The 25144-nt window shown below is 72.9% G+C and carries 19 protein-coding genes and 1 pseudogene; 14 read left to right on the top strand and 6 right to left on the bottom strand.

All coding sequences use genetic code 11. The annotated features are described in order from the left end of the window. Positions 1-138: 138 nt before the first annotated feature. Both QF037_RS39980 and QF037_RS39975 read left to right on the top strand, forming a co-directional pair. A complete protein-coding gene (locus QF037_RS39980; RefSeq protein ID WP_307033879.1) occupies positions 139-435 on the top strand; it encodes a hypothetical protein in 297 nt (98 codons plus the stop codon). Between the two features lie 134 nt (positions 436-569). Beyond that, on the top strand, positions 570-1394 hold the full coding sequence (locus tag QF037_RS39975; protein ID WP_307033877.1) for a hypothetical protein: 825 nt from the start codon (positions 570-572) through the stop codon (positions 1392-1394). Between the two features lie 6 nt (positions 1395-1400). Here QF037_RS39975 and QF037_RS39970 read toward each other — a convergent pair whose 3' ends face one another. Continuing rightward, on the bottom strand, positions 1401-4763 hold the full coding sequence (locus QF037_RS39970) for a hypothetical protein (protein ID WP_307033876.1): 3363 nt from the start codon (positions 4761-4763) through the stop codon (positions 1401-1403). Between the two features lie 233 nt (positions 4764-4996). Here QF037_RS39970 and QF037_RS39965 point away from each other — a divergent pair, with 233 nt between their 5' ends. Then, positions 4997-6382, top strand: coding sequence for a tannase/feruloyl esterase family alpha/beta hydrolase (locus QF037_RS39965; protein ID WP_307033874.1), 1386 nt, complete (start codon positions 4997-4999; stop codon positions 6380-6382). Between the two features lie 11 nt (positions 6383-6393). On the opposite strand, the gene QF037_RS39960 is transcribed toward QF037_RS39965, so the two are convergent. Next, positions 6394-6576 carry a hypothetical protein gene (locus tag QF037_RS39960; protein WP_266832363.1) on the bottom strand — a complete coding sequence of 61 codons (183 nt, stop codon included), beginning with the start codon at positions 6574-6576 and terminating at the stop codon, positions 6394-6396. A 246-nt stretch (positions 6577-6822) separates the two neighbouring features. On the opposite strand from QF037_RS39960, the gene QF037_RS39955 reads away from it, so the two are divergent. The 3 genes from QF037_RS39955 to QF037_RS39945 are packed head-to-tail and all read left to right on the top strand — an operon-like array spanning position 6823 to position 11468. After that, positions 6823-9678: a DEAD/DEAH box helicase gene (locus QF037_RS39955; protein WP_307033873.1), complete on the top strand. Its 2856-nt coding sequence runs from the start codon at positions 6823-6825 to the stop codon at positions 9676-9678. After that, positions 9675-10910 (top strand): SWIM zinc finger family protein, encoded by a 1236-nt coding sequence (locus tag QF037_RS39950; RefSeq protein WP_307033871.1) that lies wholly within the window; start codon positions 9675-9677, stop codon positions 10908-10910. Before QF037_RS39955 ends, QF037_RS39950 begins: the two co-directional genes overlap by 4 nt. Positions 10911-10916: 6 nt before the next feature. Next, on the top strand, positions 10917-11468 hold the full coding sequence (locus QF037_RS39945) for a GNAT family N-acetyltransferase (RefSeq protein ID WP_307033869.1): 552 nt from the start codon (positions 10917-10919) through the stop codon (positions 11466-11468). Here the strand turns inward: QF037_RS39945 and QF037_RS39940 are convergent. The 3 genes from QF037_RS39940 to xylA form a co-directional block, all read right to left on the bottom strand. Further along, a complete protein-coding gene (locus QF037_RS39940) occupies positions 11455-11859 on the bottom strand; it encodes an NUDIX hydrolase (protein ID WP_307033867.1) in 405 nt (134 codons plus the stop codon). The two genes, QF037_RS39945 and QF037_RS39940, sit on opposite strands and share 14 nt — an antisense overlap. 75 nt (positions 11860-11934) lie before the next feature. Continuing rightward, positions 11935-12531 carry a hypothetical protein gene (locus QF037_RS39935; protein ID WP_307033865.1) on the bottom strand — a complete coding sequence of 199 codons (597 nt, stop codon included), beginning with the start codon at positions 12529-12531 and terminating at the stop codon, positions 11935-11937. A 397-nt stretch (positions 12532-12928) separates the two neighbouring features. After that, a complete protein-coding gene (xylA, locus tag QF037_RS39930; protein ID WP_307033863.1) occupies positions 12929-14095 on the bottom strand; it encodes a xylose isomerase in 1167 nt (388 codons plus the stop codon). 146 nt (positions 14096-14241) lie between these two features. Between xylA and xylB the strand changes: the two genes are divergently transcribed. From xylB to exaC, 6 genes and pseudogenes are all read left to right on the top strand, one after another. Next, positions 14242-15687: a xylulokinase gene (gene xylB / locus QF037_RS39925; RefSeq protein ID WP_307033861.1), complete on the top strand. Its 1446-nt coding sequence runs from the start codon at positions 14242-14244 to the stop codon at positions 15685-15687. 100 nt (positions 15688-15787) lie between these two features. After that, positions 15788-16996, top strand: a complete 1209-nt coding sequence (locus QF037_RS39920; protein WP_307033859.1) for an ROK family transcriptional regulator — start codon at positions 15788-15790, stop codon at positions 16994-16996. A gap of 283 nt (positions 16997-17279) precedes the next feature. Then, positions 17280-18294 (top strand): annotated as a pseudogene (locus QF037_RS39915) (acetamidase/formamidase family protein). 43 nt (positions 18295-18337) lie between these two features. Continuing rightward, a complete protein-coding gene (locus QF037_RS39910) occupies positions 18338-18943 on the top strand; it encodes an N-acetylmuramoyl-L-alanine amidase (protein WP_307033857.1) in 606 nt (201 codons plus the stop codon). A 90-nt stretch (positions 18944-19033) separates the two neighbouring features. Continuing rightward, a complete protein-coding gene (locus QF037_RS39905; RefSeq protein WP_307033855.1) occupies positions 19034-20335 on the top strand; it encodes a GAF domain-containing protein in 1302 nt (433 codons plus the stop codon). Positions 20336-20430: 95 nt separating this feature from the next. Beyond that, entirely contained in the window at positions 20431-21954 is a 1524-nt protein-coding gene (exaC, locus tag QF037_RS39900; RefSeq protein WP_307033853.1) for an acetaldehyde dehydrogenase ExaC, read from the top strand. 80 nt (positions 21955-22034) lie between these two features. Here the strand turns inward: exaC and QF037_RS39895 are convergent, their stop codons facing one another. Further along, positions 22035-22460 (bottom strand): hypothetical protein, encoded by a 426-nt coding sequence (locus QF037_RS39895; protein WP_307033851.1) that lies wholly within the window; start codon positions 22458-22460, stop codon positions 22035-22037. Between the two features lie 114 nt (positions 22461-22574). Between QF037_RS39895 and QF037_RS39890 the strand changes: the two genes are divergently transcribed. Together QF037_RS39890 and QF037_RS39885 are read left to right on the top strand one after the other, a co-directional pair. Further along, positions 22575-23936: a hypothetical protein gene (locus QF037_RS39890; protein WP_307033849.1), complete on the top strand. Its 1362-nt coding sequence runs from the start codon at positions 22575-22577 to the stop codon at positions 23934-23936. Then, positions 23936-25144 (top strand): hypothetical protein, encoded by a 1209-nt coding sequence (locus QF037_RS39885; RefSeq protein WP_307033847.1) that lies wholly within the window; start codon positions 23936-23938, stop codon positions 25142-25144. Before QF037_RS39890 ends, QF037_RS39885 begins: the two co-directional genes overlap by 1 nt.

The raw sequence follows: 25144 nt of genomic DNA, 5'->3' as shown, positions 1-25144 counted from the left end.
CTCGAACCCGCCACCGGTGAGTGCCTCGGCGGCGCCTTCACCGTGCCGCCCCCTTCTGCCGCCGGAGATCCAACCCTACGTTGAGTAGGGGGAGATGAACGATCGGTCAGCCAACCACGCAGGGGGAAGGTGGTCAGCATGTTCGGCAGGGTCCGCAAGTCCTTCGCCAGATTTTTCGACACCGTGCGCGCCGATACGGACAACGGCCGGGACAAACGCACGCACAACCTGTTCGAGGCCGCGGCGGTGTACGTCTCGGCGTGTGCCGAGGACGACCAGGACCAGATCGACGAAGCCGTCGGCTGGGTGTCTCCGGAGGCGTTGTCGTTCGGGGTGAGCGAGCTGGCGTGCCGGGCGGTCATCGCGCTCGCGCGGGAACGCGACGAGTCGCCGCAGACCGTGGCCCGCGCCCTCCTGGGGCTTCCGGCGGCCTGATCCACGGTCCAAAGAGGCCGATTCGCCCTGTCCGGCCGGAAAACAGCAGCTCCGGGTGGGCTGGGGAGTCGTGACAAGCGGCTTCCGCGCACACTAGGGTGCGCGCCGTTGGACATACCGATGGGGAGGCTGGGATGGCCGGGACGGACGAGGACACCGTCGCCGCCGCGGACGACGCGCTCTATGTGCTGACGGCGGTGCTGTTGACGCCGGCGAAGTTCCCGAGCGTGCTGGGCGACGACTATCCGGAGGCCTGTGCGGCGCTCGGTCTCGCGCCGCTCGCCGACGGGTACGGCCTGGTGCTCGGCCAGGACGGCGACGGCTCCCGCTGGACGGTCGTCATCGACGACGTCTCGCTGGTCGCCGTCGCCATCGCGTCCTGGGACTGCGGCATGGAGTACGACCTGTCGCCCGACGAACGCACGGTCGTGGCCGCCCTGCCGGGCTGGCCCCTCGCGGTCGCCGTCGCGGCTCCGAACGTGCCCGCGCCGCACGATCCCGCGCCGGAGGTCGACGGTCCCCCGCTGACACCGCCGGACACCAGCACGTGGGGACCGGCTCAGCGCCGGCTGGGGGCCGACGAGATCGCCCTCCAGTGGGCCACGTGGCGTGAGCAGATCAACGACGCCGACTTCCCGGTGCCGGAACCGGTCGAGTCCGCCGACAAGGGCGAGGGGGACTCTCCCAGCGGCCACAGCGGCATCCGGCGTGTCCTCGCGGAGGCCCGCGGGTACGTGGAGACGCCGCCGCCCCTGGGCCGGGTCCGGTCGTCCTTCGCGCCTGGCGACGCCCGCACCCTGCGCGCCGACGGCCCCGGCTGGTCGCTCGTGGCCAGGACCGACGACATCGCGTTCGTGCTGCTCGACGACGAGCCCGGCGAGGTTCTGCCGGTGGGCCGCGGCCCGGAGCTGCCGGGGCTGCTGGAGGCGCTCGACAAGATGGCCGTACGTCCCCTCTGAGCCGGGTCATCGACGGCCGCGGCCGTCCGGGTCCACCAGCAGGGCGTCCACGACGGTGTCCGCGTCCTGGTGAGCTCTGAGGGCGTCGAGTTCGGCTCGCCAGGGTTCGTCCCAGGACGCCGCCCGGCCGCCGGCCCGGACGAGGTCCAACGCGAGGCGGCCGGTCACGGCGGAGCCTCGGGCACGGAGGGTCCGCGCGGCGGCGAGCAGCGCGGCACGCACACGTGGCCGGTGCAGATCGGCCGGTACGTCGTGCCGCGCCGGCAGCCGTCCCGCCCCCGCCTCGCACTGCCGCGCGACTCTTTCCCACCGGTGTTCGTCGTGTTCGCCGTTGCGTACGAGCGCCATGGCGCAGTCCCAGCTCACACGGGCGGCATCGGCGTGGAGTCCCACGGACTCCAGTGTGTCGGCGAGCGCGTCCAGCATGGTCGGCGGCTCCTCGCACCCTCCTGGATCCGAGTACTCGGCGCACGCGTGCAGCCGCCGCAGCGCGTCGGCACGCGTGCGTGGGTCCACGGCTCGTGCGGCCAGGGCGTCGAATGCGCCTCTGAGCGCCGCCTCGGTCAGCGGACCGGGCGGCAGCCGGACGAGTTGGCGCGCGGCCGCGTCCCACACCTTGCGCGGGCGGGCCGGGGCCGCGAGGGCGTCCGCGAGCGCATGGGCCCCGCCGGCCCCGGCGGGCGCCGGCCACGTCGGAAGCACCTGGCAAGCGGCGACCACGGTGTCCTCGTCGCCCGTCTGGACCAGCCGCACCAGGAAGGCGGCGTAAGCCTCCCTCGGCACCGTGAAACCGAGGCCCACGCGCGCGTGCACGACCTCGTCGCGCACGGCGGCCTCATGGACGGCCCCCACCAGACGGTCGGCCACGTCCCGGCGGTCGATCGCCGGGAGCAGGACGCGGGCGAGGACGGCGCGCACGTCCCGATGCTGGTGCGGCACGTCCCAGGCCGCCAGGAGGGCTTGGAAGGCGTCCTGCCGTGGGAGGTCGGCCAGCGCCCGTACGGCTTCCTTGCGGGCGCCCACCGGGCTGTCCGCGGCGCAGGCCACCGGTGCCAGCAGGGGTACCGCGTCGTCGTCCGGCAGCCGTGCGATCAGCCGCCGCACCGAGGCCATCGCGGCGCGGCCGCGCACGCCCCCGGTTCCCGCGTGGCGCAGCAGGAGAGTCACGGGATCGCGGTCCGGGACGTCGCCGAGGGCCCCGAGGGCCGCCGCTGCCACCGGTTGTGGGGCGTCCTGCGCGAGCGCCGTCAGACGTTCGGGGTCCCTCAGCAGCCGCGCCGCATCGGTCCGCACGCGCAGCGGAGCCGATTCGTCGAGCACCACGCGCGCGTGGTGCTCTTCCCAGGCGTCCCGCTGGGCAGGCAGCCATCTTCCGGCGAGGCCGGGCGCGAGGTGCGGTGTCCACGCGGTCCGGCGGGTCCGCAGCCGCCCCGTGAGGCCCTCGCGTGCGGCGGCCAGGACGGGGTCGAGCAGATCGGTGCGGCGGGTGGCGACGGTCCGCAGGACGACGGGAACGGTGACGAAGGTCGGGTCCAGGGCGATCAGTTCGGCGCAGCGCTGTTCGCGCAGCCGCGGCGGCCGCACCCATACCGCCGCGGCACGCGTCGCGAGGTGCGGATCGTCGCACTCGACGGCGACCCGCCGTGCCTCGGCGTCGAGTTCCGGCAGCGCGGTGAGGTGTGTCGCGAGGAGTTCGGCGAGGGCGGTGCCCACCTCGGGCCGGCGCAGGGCCGTCGGTGCGATCGCCGTCCAGATGGCCCGGGCGGTCGTCTCGCCGATGTGCAACGGGGGCAGCGTCCCGGTCCGTTCCGGCCGTGTGACGAGTTCGCCGAGCAGTCCGGCCGCGTAGGCCGCCCGGTCCGGTCGGCCGGTCGCCGCCGCCCGCTCGACGACCCGCTGGAGCAGCCGGCGCGCGGCCCTGACGGTGCCTTCCGTCGCGTCGCGAGCCTGGACGGTGGTGAGGACGGCGTCACGCAGGACGCGTTCGGGCAGTGCGGCGAGGAAGCGGCCGGCGGCGCCCGCGAGTTGTTCGAGCGCGGGACGGCGCACGGCGTCCTGGTCGTGCCAGGCCCGTTCGCAGTCGGCGGCGACGCGTGCGAACTGTTCGGGGTCGCCCTCGAGTTCGGCGCAGACCAGCAGGGCGGGCCAGGCCAGGGAGCGGTGTTGGAGGCGGTGATTGTCCGCGAGCGCCTTCAGCAACGGTTCACCCTCCGCGAGCGGCAGCGCCTGTGCCGCTCGGACCAGGGCCCATGGGCGGCGTTCGCTGCCCACCGCCGAGGGGCGGACCAGATCTGCCCGGTCGGCGGGTTCGAGGGCGGCCAGCGCGCCCACCAGCGCCGGGACGGGCCGTGACGTCGTGCTGGTGTGCTTCTCGACGATGCGGCGCCGCTCGGCGGGTGGGAGGAGACCGAGCAGACCGTCCGGGGTGACGTCGGTGCGGCCCGGGGCGGTGGGCCGGCGTCCGGTGCAGCGGCAGTGCTCGGCGAGTTCCACCAGGTCGCGGGCGGGCAGGGCGAGGAGCTTGCGGCGCAGCGAGGGCGGCAGCGGGCCCACAGGGACGAGGCGCTCACGGTCGCCGGGGCCGGGGGGTGGTGTGCGCAGCACGGCCAGTGCTTCGGCGGGCCGGGTCAGGGCGGAGAGGACGGCTGCGGGAGTGAGGAGCAGCGGTGTCCGGTCCAGCAGCAGGAGTGCCGCGTGTGGGTCACGCCGGGCGGCGAGCGACGCGACGGCACGGAACTGGCGGGTCGAGTGCTGGGGCCGGTGCGCGCATTGAGCCGTCACGTGTACGGCGACGGCGTAGGGGGCGGTGCGGGCCAGGGAGTTGAGGACGCCGGGTGCCGGGTCGACGCGGGGCAGCCATGCGGCCACCGTTTCGGGAGGGCAGGCGGACAGAAGTGCGGCCGCTTCCCGGCCGCCGTGGCGTTCGTGGATCCGCGGCAGCAGCCTGGCCGCCAGTGCCGTGCGGCGGCTCAGCTTGAGGAGGCGATAGGTGTCGTGGCGTACGGCCCTGATGTCGCTCAGCGCCAGGCGTTCCAGGGCCTGTTCGGGTACGGGCAGCCGGATGGCCGCCGAGCGGGCCCGGCGTCCCAGCAGCGGGTCCGCGAGAGCCTCCGCCACCCGTTCCAGGTCGCGGCGGACCACGGCGAGGAAGAGGGCGGTGTGCCGGTCGGCGGGATCGCCGTGGTCGAGGGCGTGGTGGAGCGTCTCGTAGGCGCCCGGGGCGAGGGTGCGGGCGTACCGCGCCAGGGCGCTCGTACGGGCCGGGAAGGGCAGGGTGTCGAAGTGGGACCTCAGCCAGGCGGACGTCATGGGCGCCGGCGGGTTCTGGGGCTGTCGGGACGGCGTCGGGGACGCCTCGTATGCGGCCATCAGCGCTCACCGTGGAGTCGCTGGGCCCCCTTTCCGAAAGTCATGTCGGTCATGGTGGGGTGCCGCCGGTCACCTGCGCAAACTGTTTTCTCGCGCCTCTTCGATCTCCTTTCTCCGTACGGCACTTCACATACGGCGCCCTCATTCCATGTGGCCCCGCCCCATGGATGGCGTCGTACGGCACTCGCACCATGAGGCAGCCCGCGACTCCCCGACCCGTCCTGGAGGCCCTCATGCAGCTGTCCCGAGGCGTCCCGCTCCTCGCCGCCACACTGGTGGCGAGCGCCCTCACCTGGCCGACTCCCGCCGCAGGCACGACAGACGGTCACTGCGCACGACAGGACCGCGTCCACGTGCCGGGCGCGGCCTTCCAACGGGGCGCGTGCCTCACGGACCTGACGACCACCGGGCTGGCCGGCACCCCGTACACCGACATGGCCGACCAGGCGGGGCTGACGGCCAGGGCGACCCGCACCCCGTCCGGCGTTCCGGGTGTGCAGATCGACGGCTACTTCCCGGACTCCTCCCGGTTCAACGCCACCCACGGATGGCAGCACGACGCCCAGTTCGTGATCAGGCTGCCGGACCGCTGGAACGGCGGGCTCGTCGTCACCGGCGCGCCGGGTACGCGCAGGCAGTACGCCACGGACACGGCGATCTCCGACCAAGTGCTCGCGCAGGGTTACGCGTACGCCGCGACCGACAAGGGCAACAACGGCGCCGACTTCTACCGCGACGGCACCCGTCCCGGTGACGCGGTCGCCGAGTGGAACGCGCGCACCACCCAGCTCACACGGGCGGCCAAGCGTGCGGTGGCCCGGCGCTACGGACACGCGCCGAGGCGCACGTACATGACGGGCATCTCCAACGGCGGCTATCTGACGCGCCGGCAGTTGGAGAACCATCCGGAGCTGTACGACGGCGGCGTGGACTGGGAGGGGGCGCTGTGGACCGCGGACGGCCCGAATCTGCTCACCTCGCTGCCCGCGGCCGTGGCCCGAATGACCGGTTCGGCGCGGGACGAGGACCTGTACGCGGTGGGCTTCGCGCGCGGCTCGGAGTTCCTGTGGCCGTACCACGAGAAGGCCTACTGGGGAGTCACGCAGAAGATCTACCGCGCCGAGTTCGACCCGGCCTACGACCCCGCCTGCCCCGGCCCGACCGCCGGGACGACCACGGAGCAGGTGCTGGCGCCCTGTGCTGGCGATGCGGTCTACGACTACGCCGCACGCCCGGCATCCGTCCATCGCGCCGTGGCCCGGGTGGCGCTGACCGGACGGATCGGGCGCCCGCTGATCACCCTGCACGGCGACCTGGACGCGCTGCTGCCCGAGGCCGCCGACTCCGACGTGTACGCGCGCATGATCGACGCGAGCGGCAGGGGCCGTCTGCACCGCTACTACACGGTCGAGGGCGGCACGCACGTGGACGGCCTGTACGACACCTATCCGGATCGGCTGCGGCCGATCCTGCCCTGCTACCGGTCGGCCTTCGACGCGCTGGTGTCATGGGTGGAGCGGGGCACCCCGCCGCCCGCGGACCATGCCGTGAGCAGGCCCGCGAGCGGCGACGTGGTCGACTCCTGCACCCTGGCCGACCGGGCCGAGGCGGCCCGGTAGCCCAAGGGGTCTCAGCGACCGAGCTCCTTGCGTGTGACACGGCGCAACCTGCGCCGCTGCGAGGGGTCCAGCGTGAGGTACGCGGCGGCCGGTACTCCCAGGACGATCAGGAGCGCGGCCCACCACGGCAGCCAGATCAGCAGAAGGATGCCGACCGCCACACCTCCTGCGGCGATCTTCGCGTTCTTCGACATGTGTCGCCTCCTCCGCGGCCACTGCCGCTCTCTGTCCTGAGAACGGGCCCGCGCTCTCCACGGTTCCGCACCACGACCCTGAGACGTCCCTGAGTCGCTACCCCTAGGCGCCCCTGAGACAGGGATACCCAACCTCTCCATGAGGTGACCCAGATCACGGCCCGGCCATTCCGGGTCGGCCGGGCACGTGCTGTACCCTCGGCCACTCCGCACCGAGTAGTCAAGTTTGAGGAGTGTCGCATTCCTGTGCCGAGGATTCCCGCGGCAACACCGTCCGAGATCGCTGAACTGGCCCGATGCTGTGCCGTGTTCGTCCCCGGCGACCCCGCCCGCACCGGTTCCGTCGCCTTCTGGGACCCCGCGGGTGACGCGCCGCCGGCCGTCGCGTCGGGGTCCGTCGAGGACCTGACCGTCGTCGTGCCCGGCGAAGAGGGGGTGGAGACGGTGACCGTGCCGGCCGTGCTGCTGCCGGTGCGGGCGGCCCTGCCCGTCCTCACGCGTGCGCGTGCCGCCACGAACGGCCACCGGGCGACCGTGTTCTGGGGCACGGCCGCCGTCCACGCACTGCAGCTCGCGGCCCGCGGACTGCTGCTGCCCGGCCTGTCCGAGGGCGACCACGACGCCTGGCGCGTGGGCCCGTTGCGCCCCGAGGACGTCGAGCGCGTCCGGGCGCTGGCCGCGGCGATGCCGCCCGAGGCGCACGCCGTACCGCTCGACGGCGGCGTACCGCTGCGGCTGCCCGACCCCGAGCGGCTGCTGCGCGCCTTTCTCGACGCGATCGCCGACACGCTGCCCCGCTCCCCCGCCGCGTCGCTCGTGACCGGTGGTCCCGCCTACGCGGCGCGGGAACCGCAGCACGTGCCCGGTCACCGGGCCTGGGCGGCCGATGTGGCCGCCGGTCACGACGCGGGCGTACGGCTGTCGCTGCGGATCGAGGTAGCGGGTCTGTCGACCGTGGCGCAGGACGAGGCCGTACCGGCGTTCCGGGCCGTGCTGCAGGTGCACGACATGGGCGATCCGGCGCTGGTCGCGGACGCCGCCGAGGTGTGGGCGGGACCGGGCGGGGCGTTCGGTTCTCGTGCGCGGATGGACGCCCTGCTCGCGCTGCGCCGCGCGGCCCGCGCCTGGCCGCCGCTCGCGCCCCTGCTCTCGGCGGCCGTCCCGGACGAGATCGAGCTCGCCGACGAGGAGGTCATCGATCTCCTCTCGGCAGGCGCCCGGACCCTCGCCGTCGCCGGCGTCGACGTGCACTGGCCCAAGGAGCTCGCCCGCGAACTGACGGCCCGCGCGGTGGTCGGTCCGCCGGACGACGCGTCGGAGCCCGGCAGACTCTCCTCGGACGCGCCGTCGTTCCTCTCCGCCGACGCGCTGCTGGCCTTCAACTGGCGGTTCACACTCGGCGACCAGCAGCTCACCCGCGAGGAGCTCGACCGGCTGGCCGAGTCGAACCGCCCTGTCGTGCGGCTGCGCGACCAGTGGGTCCTGGTCGACCCGCAGGAGGTACGCCGGGCCCGCGCCCAGCAGGACCGCAAGATCACCCCCGTCGACGCGCTCGGCGCCGCTCTCACGGGCTCCACGGAGATCGACGGCCACCGGGTCGAGGTGCACCCCACAGGATGGCTCGCGGCCCTGCGGGAGCGGCTCGCGGACCCCGAGGCACAACAGCCGGTCGAGCAGCCCGCGGAGCTCGCGGCCACGCTCCGGGACTACCAGCGGCGCGGCCTCAACTGGCTGGCGCGGATGACCTCCCTGGGGCTGGGCTGCTGTCTCGCCGACGACATGGGACTCGGCAAGACGATCACGCTCATCGCCCTGCATCTGCACCGGCAGACGGATGCCTCCACCGCCGGACCCACGCTCGTGGTCTGCCCGACGTCCCTCATGGGCAACTGGCAGCGCGAGATCGAGAAGTTCGCCCCCGGCACGCGCGTGCGCCGCTTCCACGGGCCGCGCCGGGACCTGGACGCCCTGGCCGACGGGGAGTTCGTGCTCACCACGTACGGCACGATGCGGCTCGACGCCGGCCGGCTGGCCGACGTGTCGTGGGGCATGGTCGTGGCGGACGAGGCGCAGCACGTCAAGAACCCGTACTCGGCGACGGCACGGCAGCTGCGTTCCATCGGCGCACGCGCACGCGTGGCGCTCACCGGCACCCCGGTGGAGAACAACCTGTCGGAGCTGTGGGCCATCCTCGACTGGACGACTCCCGGCCTGCTGGGCCGCCTCGGCACGTTCCGCGCGCGGTACGCGCAGGCCATCGAGGGCGGCCGGGACCCGAGGGCCGCCGAGCGGCTGTCGCGGCTGGTGCGCCCGTTCCTGCTGCGCCGCCGCAAGTCGGATCCGGGCATCGCTCCGGAGCTGCCGCCGAAGACGGAGACGGACCGCGCGGTGTCGCTCACCAAGGAGCAGGCGGGTCTGTACGAGGCGGTGGTGCGCGAGACGCTCGCGGAGATCTCCGGCGCCGACAACATGGCGCGGCGGGGGCTGATCGTGAAGCTGCTGACCGGGCTGAAGCAGATCTGCAACCACCCGGCGCAGTACCTCAAGGAGGACCGGCCGAGGATCGTCGGACGGTCCGGAAAGCTGGAGCTCCTGGACGAGTTGCTCGACACCATCCTCTCCGAGGGGGCGAGCGTGCTGGTCTTCACGCAGTACGTGCAGATGGCCCGCCTCATCGAGCGGCACCTGGCCTCCCGCGGAGTGCCCACGCAGTTCCTGCACGGCGGCACTCCCGTCGCTCGGCGGGAGGAGATGGTGCAGCACTTCCAGGACGGTGAGGTCCCGGTCTTCCTGCTGTCGTTGAAGGCGGCGGGCACGGGGCTGAACCTCACCCGGGCCGAGCATGTCGTGCACTACGACCGCTGGTGGAACCCGGCCGTGGAGGCGCAGGCCACCGACCGTGCGTACCGGATCGGGCAGAACCGGCCGGTGCAGGTGCACCGGCTGATCGCCGAGGGCACCATCGAGGACCGCATCGCCGACATGCTGAGCCGCAAACGGGAGTTGGCCGACGCGGTGCTCGGCGCCGGGGAGGCGGCGCTCACGGAACTGACGGACGCGGAGCTGGCGGATCTGGTCGAACTGCGAGGGGGCACACGATGAGTGACGAGACGGAGCGTACGTTCGCCGCGTTCCCTCCCGCGCACGGGAGGGGCTTCGCGCAGAGCTGGTGGGGCCAGGCCTGGCTGAAGGCGCTGGAGGACGCCGCGCTCGACACCGCGCAGGTCAAGACCGGCCGAAGGCTCGCGCGCGCGGGAGCCGTCGGCGCGGTGTCGGTACGGCCGGGCCGGATCACGGCCGTCGTGCAGGACCGCGACCGCACCCCGCACCGGGCCGATGTGCTGCTCGAGCAGCTCTCCGACGACCAGTGGGACCGCTTCCTGGACATGACCGTCGAGCGCGCCGGCCATGTCGCGGCTCTCCTGGACCGCGACATGCCTCCGCACCTGGTCGAGGACGCGGCGGCCGCGGGTGTCGAGCTCCTGCCCGGGATGGGCGATCTGGAGCCCGAGTGCGACTGCGGCGCCTGGGACCACTGCGGGCACACGGCGGCGCTCTGCTACCAGGTGGCGCGGCTGCTGGACGAGGACCCCTTCGTCCTGCTGCTGATGCGGGGCCGCGGCGAACGCGCCCTGCTGGACGCCCTCCAGGACCGCACCGCCGTACCCGATGAGGCTCCGGCCCATCGGGAGGGCGTGGACGCCGCCGAGGCGTACGCGGCCGGGGACATCCTTCCGCCACTGCCCGCCCTGCCGGAACTCCCCGAGGAGCCCGGCGTACCGCCCTCCCTGGACACCGAGACGCCGGCCCCCTCCGGTGTCGATCCGGCCGCTCTGGAGTTCCTGGCTGCCCGGACCGCGGCACGGACACACCGTCTGCTGGCCGAACAGGATGCTTTCGACGACGAGTTGACGCTCGCCCAGGACGCCGTCCGCCTCGCGGTGGGCACTCCCGGGACGGCCGTGCTGGAGCGGCTGTCGGAGGGGTCGGGGCGCACCACGGAGGAGTTGGCGCTCGCCCTGCGCGCGTGGCGGGACGGAGGCGTGGCCGCGCTGGAGGTGCTCGAGGAGGAATGGACGGTCGGGGGTGAAACGCTCGCACGCGCGCGTGCCGCGCTCGACTCGGCGTGGGACGAGGAGGAGCGGCCGTCGTTGCGGGCGAGGGGCAACCGGTGGACGGTCGTGGGCTCTTCGAGCCAGTTGCGCCTCGGTCGGGACGGCCGCTGGTGGCCGTACCGGAAGGAGCGGGGCCGCTGGGTGCCCGCGGGGGGCGCGGTCCAGGATCCCGCGACGGCGCTGGCCGCGGCGGCTCAGGAGGCCCTGGAGATAGGTTGACGTGCCATGAGGCACTTCGGCCAGGACATCCTCACCGTCGCGGACGAGCTCACCGAGGCGTACACCGAGATCTTCACCGCCCCGCCGTGGGACCACCGGAACGCCGAGGAGACCCGCTCGGCGTTCCGGGAGCGGCTGGAGACGGACGCGCGCCGCCCCGGTTTCCGTGCCGTTCTGGCGCTCTCGGACAGCGGTGGGGTGGACGGCTTCGTCACGGGCTGGACCACGCCGTCTCCCTTCCGCAGCGACCGCGCGTACGGCAAGGTCACCCGACGGCTCGGCGCCGACCGCGTCGACGCGCTGCTGGTCGGTGCCTTCGAGGTCGATGAGTTGGGCGTACGGGCGCGCGCCCGCGGCACGGGTCTGGGCCGTCGGCTGCTGTCGGCTCTCACCGCCACCGTGCCCGAGGGCCGGGCGTGGTTGCTGACCTGGGACCAGGCGCACGACACGCTCGCGTTCTACCGGCGTATCGGCTGGACGGAGCCCGAACCGCTGCCCGGACAGGAGACGGACGTGGTCGTGTTCCTGGCACCCGCGAAGGCTGCTACGACTCCGTGAGGCGGCCCTGCCACAGCATCGGCAGGACGTGGTCCCTGACCGCCGGCGCGATCCGGATGTCGTCCTCGTGCCCGGTGATCCAGCGCAGATGCGCGAGTTCGGCGGCGGGTCGGGGCACCTGGGCGAGGCGGGCACCGTAGAGGGACATCCGCATGGGGACGCCTTCGAGGGCCGCCACGGCCTCGACATCGGCCAGGAAGCGCGGTTCCAGGGGCCGTACCCCAAGCTCCTCGTCCAGTTCGCGGTACAGGGTCTCCAGGGGCGCCTCGCCCGGGTCCGGTTTGCCGCCCGGCACATAGAAGACCTCGGGAGCCGCCTGCTTGCTCACCACCAGGAGCCGCCCCTCGCGGACGATCGCGGCCGCCACGACTTCCAGTACCTCTTGCGTCATGGGCCCCATCCTCACCCACGCCCGGACGAGCCCCTGCCGACGGTGACGTACGTGCGGCTGCCGCGCGGCGTCCGATCACGTCAGGGGCGCGGTCAGCTTGCGGGTGCCCCGGGTGTCGGCGGCCAGGCTGCAGGCGACGTTGTCGATGCCGAGCCGGTAGCCGGCGGGGTCCGGGTGCTGCACCAGTGTGCCGCGCACGGTACCGCCGGGCTGGTCCGCCGCCTTGCTGTCGAGGGTCCGCTCGCACAGGTCCGACGCGGCCTTCTTCAGGGCCGCGTCGGTCGTGTAGTCGCCCTGGAGTTCCGCGATCTTCACGACCTCGGCGTCGTGGGGTTTCCCACAGGGACGCTTGGCCGCCTGCCCGGGCCGGTCGCCGTCGGTGTCGAAGCAGTCGCCGGTCCGCAGCATGTAGTAGGGCACTTCGTCGGACGCGAAGGACGGGAACAGCGACTCGAGGCCGCTCGGGAACTCGCTCGGCAGGTCGGTGGGGAACTGCGAGGGCAGTCGGGTCGGCAGCTTCGTCGGGAGCTCGCTGGGCAGTCCGCTCGGCAGGCTCAGCGTGGGGCGGGGTGAGCTGCTCGCGCTCGCGCTGGGCTTGCCGCCCGGCGAGTCGTCGTCGCTGCCCGACGCCATCAGCACGATCGCGGCGACGGCGGCACCTACCACGAGCACGGTGAGCAGGATGAACAGCGGATTGCGGCCCCGGCCCGGGCCACCGGGCGGTTCCGGCGGAGGAGGCGGCTCCCATCCCCCGTACGAGGGCGGTCCGTTGCCTCCGGGAGGCGGCCCGTACCCGCCCGGCGGCCCATAGCCCCCTCCCGGGGAGCCGAAGCCTTCAGGAGGGGGGCCGAAGCCGCCGCCGTAGGGCGGCGTGTCGTCCGGCGGCCCGGGCGGCTGAGGCGGTACGGGCGGCATGGCCATACCGTCCAGGGTGGCCGGGCACGGGGCACGGCGCGACCCCCGCACGGAAGTTGATACCGACTCATGCCAAGGACGGCATCGTTCCGGAGCATTCCGCACGGGGCCGGTCAGCCGCGGAGACCGATCACACACGCACGCGCGCGTGCGTTCAGCCGCGGGCGCCCAGCAGGTGGTCCATCGCCAGCTGGTCGAGCTGCTCGAAGGCCATACCGCGCGCGGCGGCGGCCTCCACGTCGAACTCCTCGAAGGCCGTACGGTCCGCGAGCAGCGACTTCAGGCCGTCCGCCGCCGTGGGCTGCGCGAGCTCGTCCAGACGCGCGGCCCGCAGCGCCTCCTGGACCTGCGGGTCGGCACGGAAGGCGGCCGCCCGCTCCTTGAGGATGAGGTAGTTGCGCATGCAGCCCGCGGCCGACGCCCAGACACCGTCGAAGTCCTCGGTCCGCGGCGGCTTGAAGTCGAAGTGCTTCGGACCCGCGTAACCGGCGGTCTCCAGCAGGTCGACCAGCCAGAAGGCGGACCGCAGGTCGCCCGCGCCGAAGCGCAGGTCCTGGTCGTACTTGATGCCGGACTGGCCGTTGAGGTCGATGTGGAAGAGCTTGCCCGCCCACAGGGCCTGCGCGATGCCGTGCGGGAAGTTCAGCCCGGCCATCTGCTCGTGGCCGACCTCCGGGTTGACGCCGTAGAGCTCCGGGCGCTCCAGGCGCTCGATGAACGCCAGGGCGTGCCCGACCGTGGGGAGCAGGATGTCGCCGCGCGGCTCGTTCGGCTTGGGCTCGATCGCGAACTTCAGGTCGTAGCCCTGCTCGGTCACGTACTCGCCGAGGAGGTCGAAGCCCTCCTTCATGCGGTCCAGGGCCACCCGTACGTCCTTGGCGGCACCGGACTCCGCGCCCTCGCGGCCGCCCCAGGCGACGTAGGTCTCGGCGCCGAGCTCGACCGCCAGGTCGATGTTGCGGATCGTCTTGCGCAGGGCGTAGCGGCGCACGTCACGGTCGTTCGCCGTGAACGCGCCGTCCTTGAAGACGGGGTGCGTGAAGAGGTTGGTGGTGGCCATCGGCACCTTCATGCCGGTCGCGTCGAGGGCCTCCCGGAAGCGCTTGATGTGGCCCTCGCGCTCGGCGTCCGAGGACCCGAAGGGGATCAGGTCGTCGTCGTGGAAGGTCACCCCGTGGGCGCCGAGCTCGGCCAGGCGCCGCACGGTCTCGACAGGGTCGAGGGCAGGCCGCGTGGCGTCGCCGAACGGGTCCCTTCCCTGCCAGCCGACGGTCCACAGGCCGAAGGTGAACCTGTCCTCGGGGGTGGGCTGGTAGTTCATGTCGCGGCTCCTTGCTCGCTTGCGACTATTTCGTCATGGCCGTTTACAAATTAGTATGCGATCGCGTCTCTGGGAAGAGACAAGATGTCTCCGACGGTCTTCGGACGGAGACACGAGCCGCTTGAGCACGCAAAAGGGAGAGCCCGATGTCAGCTGCCGAGGGTCCGCTCGTCGTCGGCGTGGACACGTCCACGCAGTCCACCAAGGCCCTGGTCGTCGACGCGTCGACCGGAAGGGTGGTGGCGAGCGGTCAGGCATCGCACACCGTCTCCTCCGGGGCGGGGCGCGAGAGCGACCCGCGCCAGTGGTGGGACGCGCTGTGCGAGGCCCTGCACCAGTGCGGTGACGCGGCCCGCGAGGCCGCCGCCGTGTCCATCGGCGGGCAGCAGCACGGCCTCGTCACGCTGGACGCGCAGGGCGAGCCGGTCCGCCCCGCCCTGCTGTGGAACGACGTGCGCTCCGCGCCGCAGGCCGCCCGGCTCATCGAGGAACTGGGCGGGCCGAAGGCCTGGGCCGAGCGCACCGGCAGCGTGCCGGGCCCGTCCTTCACGGTCACGAAGTGGGCCTGGCTCGCCGAGAACGAGCCGGACGCGATCCGCGCCACCAAGGCGGTGCGCCTGCCGCACGACTACCTCACCGAGCGCCTCACGGGCCAGGGCACGACCGACCGCGGCGACGCCTCCGGCACCGGCTGGTGGGCGTCGGCGACCGAGGCGTACGACGAGGAGACCCTCGCGCACGTCGGTCTCGACCCCGCCCTGCTGCCCCGCGTGGTTCGCCCTGGCGAGGTGGCGGGGACCGTGCGTGACCGCCATGACCTGCCGTTCTCCAAGGGCACCCTGGTCGCCCCGGGCACCGGCGACAACGCGGCCGCCGCGCTGGGCCTCGGACTGCGTCCCGGCACCCCCGTGCTGAGCCTGGGCACGTCGGGCACGGTGTACGCGGTCTCCGAGCGGCGCCCCGCGGACCCGACCGGCACCGTGGCGGGCTTCGCCGACGCGCACGGCGACTGGCTCCCGCTGGCCTGCACCCTGAACTGCACGCTCGCCGTCGACCGCGTCGCCGCCCTCCTCGGCCTCGACCGGGAGGCCGTGGAGCCCACCACCGGTGTCACGCTCCTGCCCTACCTGGACGGCGAGCGCACCCCCGCGCTGCCGGGCGCCTCCGGACTCCTGTACGGCCTGCGGCACGACACCACCGGCGGCCAGCTCCTCCAGGCCGCCTACGACGGTGCCGTCCACGCGCTGCTGGGCGCGCTCGACCTGGTCCTCGACGAGGACGCGGACCGTTCGGTCCCGCTGCTGCTGATCGGCGGCGGCGCCCGCGGCAGGGCCTGGCAGGAGACCGTACGCCGGCTCTCGGGCCGTCCCGTGCAGATCCCCGAAGCCAAGGAGCTCGTCGCACTCGGCGCGGCCGCCCAGGCGGCGGGCCTGCTGACCGGCGAGGACCCGGCCGCGGTCGCCCGGCGCTGGAACACGACCGCCGGCCCGGTGCTGGAGGCCGTGGAGCGGGACGAGACGACGATGGCGAGGATCTCCGGGGTACTCTCCGACGCGGCTCCGCTGCTGGACAGGCCGACGGAGACCGGCTGAGACGTCCGCCGCCGGACAGGCGCCCGGCGGCCCACTGAGGTCGCCACCGCCTGACGGGCTCGCGGAGAACCGTATGGATCACCAGAGGACTGACGGAGGCATGACCGCACCGCTGCACGACGCCCACCCGGCCGGACCGGGGCGCGCACTGCCGGACACCCAGCAGGGCATGCGCCGCCGCAACCTGGCCCGCGTGATGCACACCGTCAGCGCCGAGGGACCCCTCTCCCGGGCCGCCGTCGCCTCACGGATCGGGCTGACCCGTGCCGCCGTGTCGACTCTCGTCGACGAGCTCATACGGTCGGGCCTGCTCGAGGAGCTCGGCCCCGAGCGGCCGGGCCGGGTGGGCCGGCCCGGGTCGGCGCTCGCCGTCAGCGCGCACGGTCCCGCCGGGATCGGCGCCGAGGTCGGCGTCGACCACCTCGCGGTCTGCGCGGTCGATCTGCGCGGCCAGGTGCGGGCCCGGGCCGTACGGCACGGTGCGAACCGCGGCCGCTCCCCCGGGCCGGTGATCGAGGAACTCACCGAGCTGATCGACCAGGTCGTCACCGAGGCGGAGGGCGAGGGCCTGTGGCCGACGGGGCTCGCCGTGGCCGTGCCCGGCCTGGTGGCGCGCGACGGCCGCACGGTGGTGCGCGCCCCGAACCTCGACTGGCACGACACGGACCTCGGCGCCCTGCTGCCCACGGCGTTCCCGCTGGCCGTGGACAACGAGGCCAACTTCGGTGCCCTCGCCGAACTCTGGCTCGGCGACGGCACCCCGCTCGACTTCCTGCATGTGTCGGCGGAGATCGGCATCGGTGCGGCCGTCGTCGTGGCCGGCGGTCTGCTGCGCGGGACCCGCGGCTTCGCGGGCGAGCTGGGGCACGTACCGGTGGAACCCGAGGGACCGCAGTGCCCGTGCGGCGGGCGCGGATGCCTGGAGCAGTACGCCGGTGAGGAGGCCGTACTGCGGGCGGCCGGTCTGGAGCCAGGGGGCGACCGGGTCGGGCTGCTCGCGGCGCGTGCCGCCGAAGGGGACGAGGACGTACGCCGTGCCCTGCGGGATGCCGGGCGGGCCCTCGGCGTCGCGCTGACCGGAGCCGTCAATCTGCTGGACCCCGAGAACGTGGTGCTGGGCGGTGAGCTGTCCGGGCTCGCACCCTGGCTGCTGCCCTCGCTGGAGGCCGAGCTGGCCCGGCGGACGGCGGGACCGCCGTGCCCGGTGTCCGTGTCGCGGCTGGGTCCCGAGGGGCCGTTGCTGGGGGCCGCGCACTCGGTGGTACGGGCTGTCCTCGACGACCCTGCCGCCGTGGCCGAACGGGCCTGACCCCAGGGCGACTTCGCTCCGGCCCGCACGCCTCGTTCACTCGCCTGAGTGAGCGAGTTATCCACAGGTCGCAGGCCGTCCACCGAAACCCGCCGCGTCCTTCTGCCCAACCCGCAAGCGCCGTAACGTGATGCACGCGAGTCGCTCCAGCCGGTGCGGTATCCGCCTCTCCTGGTGCTGATCGTCCTGATACGACGCCACCCGGGACGCGCGGCCGGAACGACCCGCGTCCACGTCAAGGAGCCCTCCCCGCCGGCCTTCCGCGAAACGGAGCAGTGCAGCCATGAGCGACCCCCGGATCCTGACCGTGCGGCCCGAACCGGGCGAGTACGCCTGGACGTTCGGCGGTGCGCCGCCCGTGGCACGCATCGTGCCCGGCACGGTTCTCGACCTGTTCACCGAGGACTGCTTCGCCGGACGGGTGCGGTCGGAGAAGGACTTGGTCTCCGAAGTGTGCGAGTTCCCGTTCCTGAACCCGCAGACCGGTCCCTTCCACGTGGAGGGCGCCGAGCCGGGCGACACGGTCGCCGTGCACTTCGTGTCGATCGAGCCGGCCCGGGACTGGGCCGCATCCACCACGGTCCCCCTCTTCGGCGCGCTCACATCGACCCACACGACGGCCACTTTGCAGCCGCCCCTCCCGGAGACCGTCTGGATCTGGCAGCTGGACCGGACCCGCCGCACAGCGCTGTTCCGCGCACACGACAGCGACTTCGAGGCCGAGCTGCCCATGGACCCGATGCACGGCACCGTGGGAGTGGCCCCCGCCAACCTGGAGGTCCGCTCGGCGCTGGTGCCCGACGCACACGGCGGGAACATGGACACACCGGAGATGCGAGCCGGCGTCACCTGCTACCTCGGTGTGAACGTCGAGGGCGCGTTGCTCAGCCTCGGCGACGGACATGCCCGGCAGGGCGAGGGCGAGACCTGCGGGGTCGCCGTCGAGTGCGCGATGAACACCGTCGTGATCGTGGAGCTGCTGAAGGGGATCGCGACACCCTGGCCGCGCATCGAGTCGGACACCCACATCATCTCGACGGGGTCGGCGCGGCCGCTGGAAGACGCGTTCCGGATATCCCAACTCGATCTGGTGCGGTGGCTGGTGCGCGACTACGGGTTCAGTGAACTGGACGCGTACCAGTTCGCGACCCAGGCCGTGGAATCGCCGCTGGCCAATGTGTGCGACACCAAACTACACGTGCGTGGCGAAGATCCGCAAACAGTGGCTGCCCGCACGGGAGACGCACCGTGGTGTGCACGCGCGGCTGAGGGAGATCGCGGCAACCGTCCGTCCCTGACCCGCGTCTTGATCAACACCGCACCTCCGAAAGGCGATCGTCCATGGAACGGGCAAGACCGCTGCCGAGCAGACGACGGCTCCTGAAGGGCGCCGCCCTCACCGTCGTCCCGTACGCGCTGCTACCGGAGGCGCGCGCCGGAGCGGACACCCACGCCGTCGACCACCCGCTCGCCGAGTGGCAGCCGGCGACGTCCGCCAACCGCACCTCGGCGAACCGCCCGACGAGCCACCCGATCGACCTCGTGATCATCCATGTGACGCAGACGAGCTACCGCAAGACCCTGGGTGTCTTCCGAAGTCCCGGAAAGCAGGTGTCCGCCCACTACGTGGTCCGTTCCCGGGACGGCAACATCGCGCAGTGCGTCCGCGAGGCCGACATCGCCTGGCACGCGGGGAACTGGGACTACAACACGCGCAGTATCGGCATCGAGCACGAGGGGTGGGTCGACCGCCCCGCGTACTTCACCGACGTCCTGTACGAACAGTCGGCGCGGCTGACGGCCGACATCTGCGCCAAGTACGCGATCCCGAGGGACCGGGCGCACATCATCGCGCACTACGAGGTGCCGGGTTCGGACCACACCGACCCCGGGCCGCACTGGGACTGGGAGCGCTATATGAGGCTGGTCGAGCGCGCCGGGCAGTGACGTCGTTCGGGTGACGCCGGTCGAAAAGGTTGTCCGCGCGCGTACCGGGAGTGACGATGTCTCCAGCCGCATCGCCTTTCGGAGGCCGAGTTGACCGATCCGTGGGTGGCCCTGGAGCCGGGGGCCGACCCCTCCGAGCGTGCGCGGATGCTGCGCCTCGCGCACGAGACGTTCACCGAGGCGGGTACCGTGCCGCGGCCGGTGCGCCCGGTGGTGGCGGACTCATGGCGGCGTTCCGCGCGGGCCGGTGTCGGGCCCGACGGGAGCGCGAGCGTCGAGCTCATGGACGGCGACCTCGGTGTCTATCGGGCCGAGCATCCGCTGGCCCGGGTGATGCCGCTCTTCCGTGAACTGCTGGGTACGTTCGCGGCCGACGGGGAGCATCTGCTCGCGGTCTGCGACGCGCACGGCAGGCTGCTGTGGGTCGAGGGGCATGCGTCGACCCGGCGGCAGGCGGGGCTGATGAACTTCGTGCCGGGGGCGCGGTGGGCGGAGACCGCGGTCGGGACCAACGCGCCGGGGACGGCGGTGGCCCTCGACCGGCCGGTGCAGGTGTTCGCCGCCGAGCACTTCATCCGGCGGGTGCAGCCGTGGACCTGCGCGGCGGCTCCGGTGCACGATCCCCGTACCGGGCGGGTGCTGGGTGCCGTGGATATCACCGGCGGGGACGGGCTCGCGCATCCGCACAGTCTGGGCTTCGTCCAGGCGGTCGCGCGGGCCGCGGAGTCCCATCTGGCGCTGCTCGCCCCGGAGATGCCCGCGGCCGGCCTGCCCGAGTTGACCGCACTGGGCCGGGACGAGGCCCAGCTGCTCACCGGGGGCCGCCGGATCAGGCTCAGCCGCCGGCACAGCGAGATCATGGTGCTGCTGACCCGTCATCCGGAGGGGCTGACCGGCGACGAGCTGCTGTGCGCGCTGTACGAGGACGAGTCGGTGACGCCGGTGACACTGCGCGCCGAACTGGCCCGGCTGCGCAGGGTTCTCGGCCCCGGCCTGCTGGCCTCGCGCCCCTACCGGCTCACCGTGCCGGTCGAGTCCGATGTCTCCGTCGTGGAGCGGCGGCTGGAGACCGGTGCGGTCACGGCGGCGGCGACGGCGTACTCCGGTCCGCTGCTGCCCGCTTCCCAGGCCCCCTCGGTGGTGCGCCTCAGACGCCGTCTCGCCGACGGTCTCCGTACCGCGCTGATCGCCCGCCGCGACCCGGATCTGCTGGCGGACTGGGCGCACACGCCGTGGGGCGAGGACGACTTCGAGGTGTGGCGGGCCCTGGTGGCGGCCCGTCCGACGGCGGCGGCGCGCTCGCGGCTGGCGGCGCTGGAGGCGGAGCTGTCGGCACCGGGCGTACGGCGCCGGGGAGTCGCGGCACCGGAGGCGCTCCGCCCCGGTCCCTGAAGCCGACGGCAACGTAGTTGCAACGTCCCCGTCCCTAGCCTCGCGCAGAGAGCTGCCCAACGGCGGGCAGCGCTGCTGCAGGGAGGCAGACCAGCATGACCCGTTACGCGGCGCCCGGCACCGAGGGCGCGATCGTCTCCTACCAGGCGCGCTACGACCACTTCATCGGCGGCGAGTACATACCGCCGGCCCGTGGGCAGTACTTCGAGAACCCCTCGCCGGTCAACGGGCAGCCGTTCACCGAGGTCGCGCGCGGCACGGCGGAGGACGTGGAGCGGGCGCTCGACGCGGCACACGCGGCCGCCCCGACGTGGGGCCGTACGTCGGTGACCGAGCGCTCCGACATCCTGCTGAAGATCGCCGACCGTATGGAGGCGTATCTGGAGCCGCTGGCCGTCGCGGAGAGCTGGGAGAACGGCAAGCCGGTGCGCGAGACGCTGGCGGCCGACATCCCGCTCGCCATCGACCACTTCCGTTACTTCGCGGGGGCGATCCGCGCGCAGGAGGGCTCGCTCGGCGAGGTCGACGACGACACGGTGGCGTACCACTTCCACGAACCGCTCGGCGTGGTCGCGCAGATCATCCCGTGGAACTTCCCGATCCTGATGGCGGTGTGGAAGCTCGCCCCCGCCCTCGCCGCGGGCAACGCGGTCGTCATCAAGCCGGCCGAACAGACCCCGGCGTCCATCCACTACTGGATGAGCCTGATCGCCGACCTGCTGCCGCCGGGCGTGGTCAACATCGTCAACGGCTTCGGAGTGGAGGCGGGCAAGCCGCTCGCGTCGAGCCCGCGGGTGGCGAAGGTTGCGTTCACGGGCGAGACGACGACGGGGCGGCTGATCATGCAGTACGCCTCGGAGAACATCAAGCCGGTCACACTCGAACTCGGCGGCAAGTCCCCCAACATCTTCTTCGATGACGTGTGGGCGCACGACGACGACTTCCGCGACAAGGCCCTTGAGGGTTTCACCATGTTCGCCCTCAACCAGGGCGAGGTGTGCACCTGCCCGTCCCGGGCCCTGGTCCAGCGCGGCCACTACGCCGAGTTCCTTCAGGCGGCGGTCGCCCGCACCGAACTGATCAAGCCGGGTCACCCCCTCGACACCGACACGATGATCGGCGCCCAGGCCTCCAACGACCAGCTCGAGAAGATCCTCTCCTACCTCGACATCGGCCGGCAGGAAGGCGCGAAGATTCTCACCGGCGGCCAACGCATCGAGTACGACGGCGAGTTGAAGGGCGGGTACTACGTCCAGCCGACCATCTTCGAGGGCGACAACCGGATGCGGATCTTCCAGGAGGAGATCTTCGGACCGGTCGTCTCCATCGCGTCCTTCGACGACTTCGACGACGCCATCAAGATCGCGAACGACACCCTGTACGGCCTCGGAGCAGGCGTCTGGACCCGCGACATCAACACCGCCTACCGCGCCGGCCGCGCCATCCAGGCAGGCCGCGTCTGGACCAACTGCTACCACGCCTATCCGGCACACGCCGCCTTCGGCGGTTACAAGCAGTCCGGGATCGGCCGCGAGACACACAAGATGATGCTGGACCACTACCAGCAGACGAAGAACCTGCTCGTTTCCTACAGTCCGAAGAAACTCGGGTTCTTCTAGAGCCGGAAGTCGGTTGCCTGGAGTCATCGTTGCGCTCCAGGCAAGCCGACACGATAAAAACACCTCGTACGGCGGTGTCGTCACGGCGTCGCCCCGTCTCCCGCGTAGAGGTAGCCGCCGGGATTGGCGGGATCCGCGATCAGCAGTACCTGATCACCGGCGCGGGGGATGCGCAGTTTCGAGACAATGGTCTGGAGCGTGATCGGGTCGGCGGTGGCCCCGGTCAGCTGGAGGACCAGGTCGACGACCGGGTCGAAGTTGACCAGCTTGCCGGTGTCGCTGATCGACACGACGACGGCGGGCGTCGTCGGCACGCCCATGGCCAGCAACTGCCGCACAGCGGCTCCGGAGTGGTACGCGCCGATCGTCTGCTGGAGCTTGGCGTAGTCCTCGCCGCCGAGCGTCGCGCGCGTCATACGGCCGTAGAAACCCTTGCCGCCGGCCACCTGCTCCACGATCTTGGCGGCCTTCTCCTCGCGGCTCTTGCGCTTGCCGAAGATTCCCATTGCTGTGCCTGCCCTTCCGGTCCGTTCTGCCTGGTGGTGTGGACGTTAGGAGGCGGGCAGCACCTACCGATCCCAGGTTCGACCACCAGTTCCCCCAGGACGTACGCTCTGCCCATGCCGTCCCCGAGCCAGCCGTCGACCGGCGAGCGCCGTCCGCGCGCGATGGTCATCGACACGGCTTGGCGCGGCCTCGGGCCGGGTCCCCGGGCGCTGAGCGGGCCCGGTGGCGCGCCGCTGACCCGGACGGTCAAGCTGATCGTGCTGCCGCTGATCGTCCGGCCCGCGCTGCGTCCGGAGCTCGCCGCCGACTTCCTCGACGCGCGGGAGGCGGAGCAACTGGACGCGCTGATACGGGAGTCCGGTGCGGTTCTGGAAGCGACGGCACAGTGGTTCACGCTGCTGAAGAAGACCCGCCGGGCGCTGGGCATCGTGGCGGGCAACCCCCAGGACCTGTACTTCCAGCGGTGCTTCGAGCTGGCGACCGAGCACGGGGCGCCGGGGCCCGGCGCGGACGCGGTGGCGAGGGCGGTACTCGAAGACGTCGTGGACGCTTCCGGCGGACGCACGGTGGAGGCACTGAAGGAGCATCTGGCGGACGCCGCCCGGTGCGCCCGGCTCGACGCCGAGCTGGCAGCGGCGTGGGAGGGACGCGCAGCGGCACCGGGTGCCGCCGATACGGGCCTGGCGGCCGAGGTCCTCGAGGCCTGCGGTGCGGCGGAGGCCGATTCGCCGGCCTTCGCCGCCATGGTCCGGGCCGGGCACGGCAGCCTGCTCGGGCGAGCCCTGTGGGCGGCGCACCCGGCCGACGTCTGGGACCGCGCCGACGTACCCCCGCACCTCGGACTGACCGCGCACCGCGTGCCCCCACGCCCCGAGGTCGGCCGGAGCGCCTCGACCGCCACACTCCCCGCGCCGTTCGACCGCACGCTCTTCGAACGGCTCTTCACCGTGCTCCAGGCGTCGACCCACCGCGAGCAACTGCCGACCGTGCCGGAGCTCGTCCGGCGGGAGGTCGACCGCAGCTGCGCCCCGCTGGGCCTGTACGACGAGAGCCTGCGCGTCACCGTCGTGCTCGGCGGCCGCCTCGCGGTGGGCCTCGATCCGCTGGGCGCCGGGACCTCTGTGGCGGGGCCGACGGCGGCCCACCGCATCGTCAACAGCCGCTGGCAGCGGGAGGCTTCGGTCCTCCGAGCCCGCAGGATGACCGTCTCCCCCCGCCCCGATCCGGACGGCGGTGTACTGAACGCCCTCGCCCAGGACCTGCGCACCCCGTGGGCCGCGTACATGCGGCGCCTTTGGGTAAGGCTGCACGGACGCGACGTCCGCGACGCGGCACTGCCCGACGCGGCATCGGCCTGGGGCGTGCTCGACGGGGTCGCCCGCTCGGTGATGATGGACCACCGCGCACGAGTCCGTACCGCACTGCGCACCCTGTCGGCGGCCGCCGAGCCCGCCGCCGAGCCGAGGAGCGCGTGATGCCTGAACGGCGCTGTGCCATCACGCGAGCCGAGGACCGCACCGTACACATCGCGGGACCCTCCGCCGGTCCCCCCTTCACCCGGGCCGTCCTCGACGTCGCGGGCGCCGTCCTGACCTGGCCCGTCCTGGGCCCGACAGGCCTGCCGGCAGCGGAGATCCATGACGTGGGCCGGGCCCAGCAGTGGCTGTGGGCGCTCTACGGCGAGCGTACGGCCGCCGCTGTCGACGCCGTCGCGTCGGGAACGCCGGCCGCCGAGCTGACGCTGCCCGAGCAGCCGACCGCGCTCGCCGAGGCTGCCGCCCGCCTCGCCCTCGGGCACTGGGCGGCCCGCTGGTGGCCGACGTCGTACCTGGACGGGATTCCCGCGCTCGAACCGGACGTGCTGGGCCTCGAGCTGGCCGCACTGACCCACGAATGCCAGCAACTCCTCGACGCGTCAGGAGAGTTGGAAGGCACCGAGCTGCTGAAGGAGCACCTGGCCGCGCTCGACCCGCTGATCCGCTGGCGGCGGTCGGCGGCCCCGCCTCGCCAACTGGACCGCGTTCTACGGCTGATCGACGACGCGGCCGACAACGTCGGGCTGGACGGGGAGGCACTACGGCGCCTCGGGCCGGCCCTGGAACAGGACCACCGGCCGACTGCCACACCGCTCGACCTCAGCGAACTCTTCGCACGACAGCAGGAGTTCACCCTCGCGGCAGGTAGTCTCCGCACCGCGACCGACCGCGTGATCGCCCGGGGCTCGGGGACCAACGACTGGTGCCGCTATCCCCCCGGCTTCGTCGACGCGTCCGAGGGCGCCGTGTCCTGGACGGCGTACGCGCTCGGCGCCGGGCGGCGGATCGAGGTCGAGGTCGTCGCCGACATCGCGGCCCCCGTGGGCGGGGTGCACCTCGCGGCGGAGGTCCACGTGGACGGCAGCCCGTCGGACCGCGTTCCGCTGGCCAGGCGGGACGACGTGTGGAGCGGCCGGGCGGACCTGGACATCCCGGCGTCGACGACGCCGAGCATCGAAGTCGGCATCCTGCTGCCGGGGTTCGACCCGGGACCGGACACCGATGACCGTGCGGCGCGTGAGGCGGTACGAGCCCTGGCCCGGCACCGGCTCGGCGTCGCGGCGGCACCGCACGACAGCGCGGCCGCACACCCGGATTCGTTCCTCGCCGAGATCGTGGCCACCGCTGCCGTGGAGGAGGACTTCTAG

This window comes from Streptomyces canus, from assembly GCF_030815415.1.
Classification (GTDB): domain Bacteria; phylum Actinomycetota; class Actinomycetes; order Streptomycetales; family Streptomycetaceae; genus Streptomyces; species Streptomyces canus_F.
Note: the sequence above shows the minus strand (reverse complement) of the source record. Positions and strands in the feature narration are given on the sequence as shown.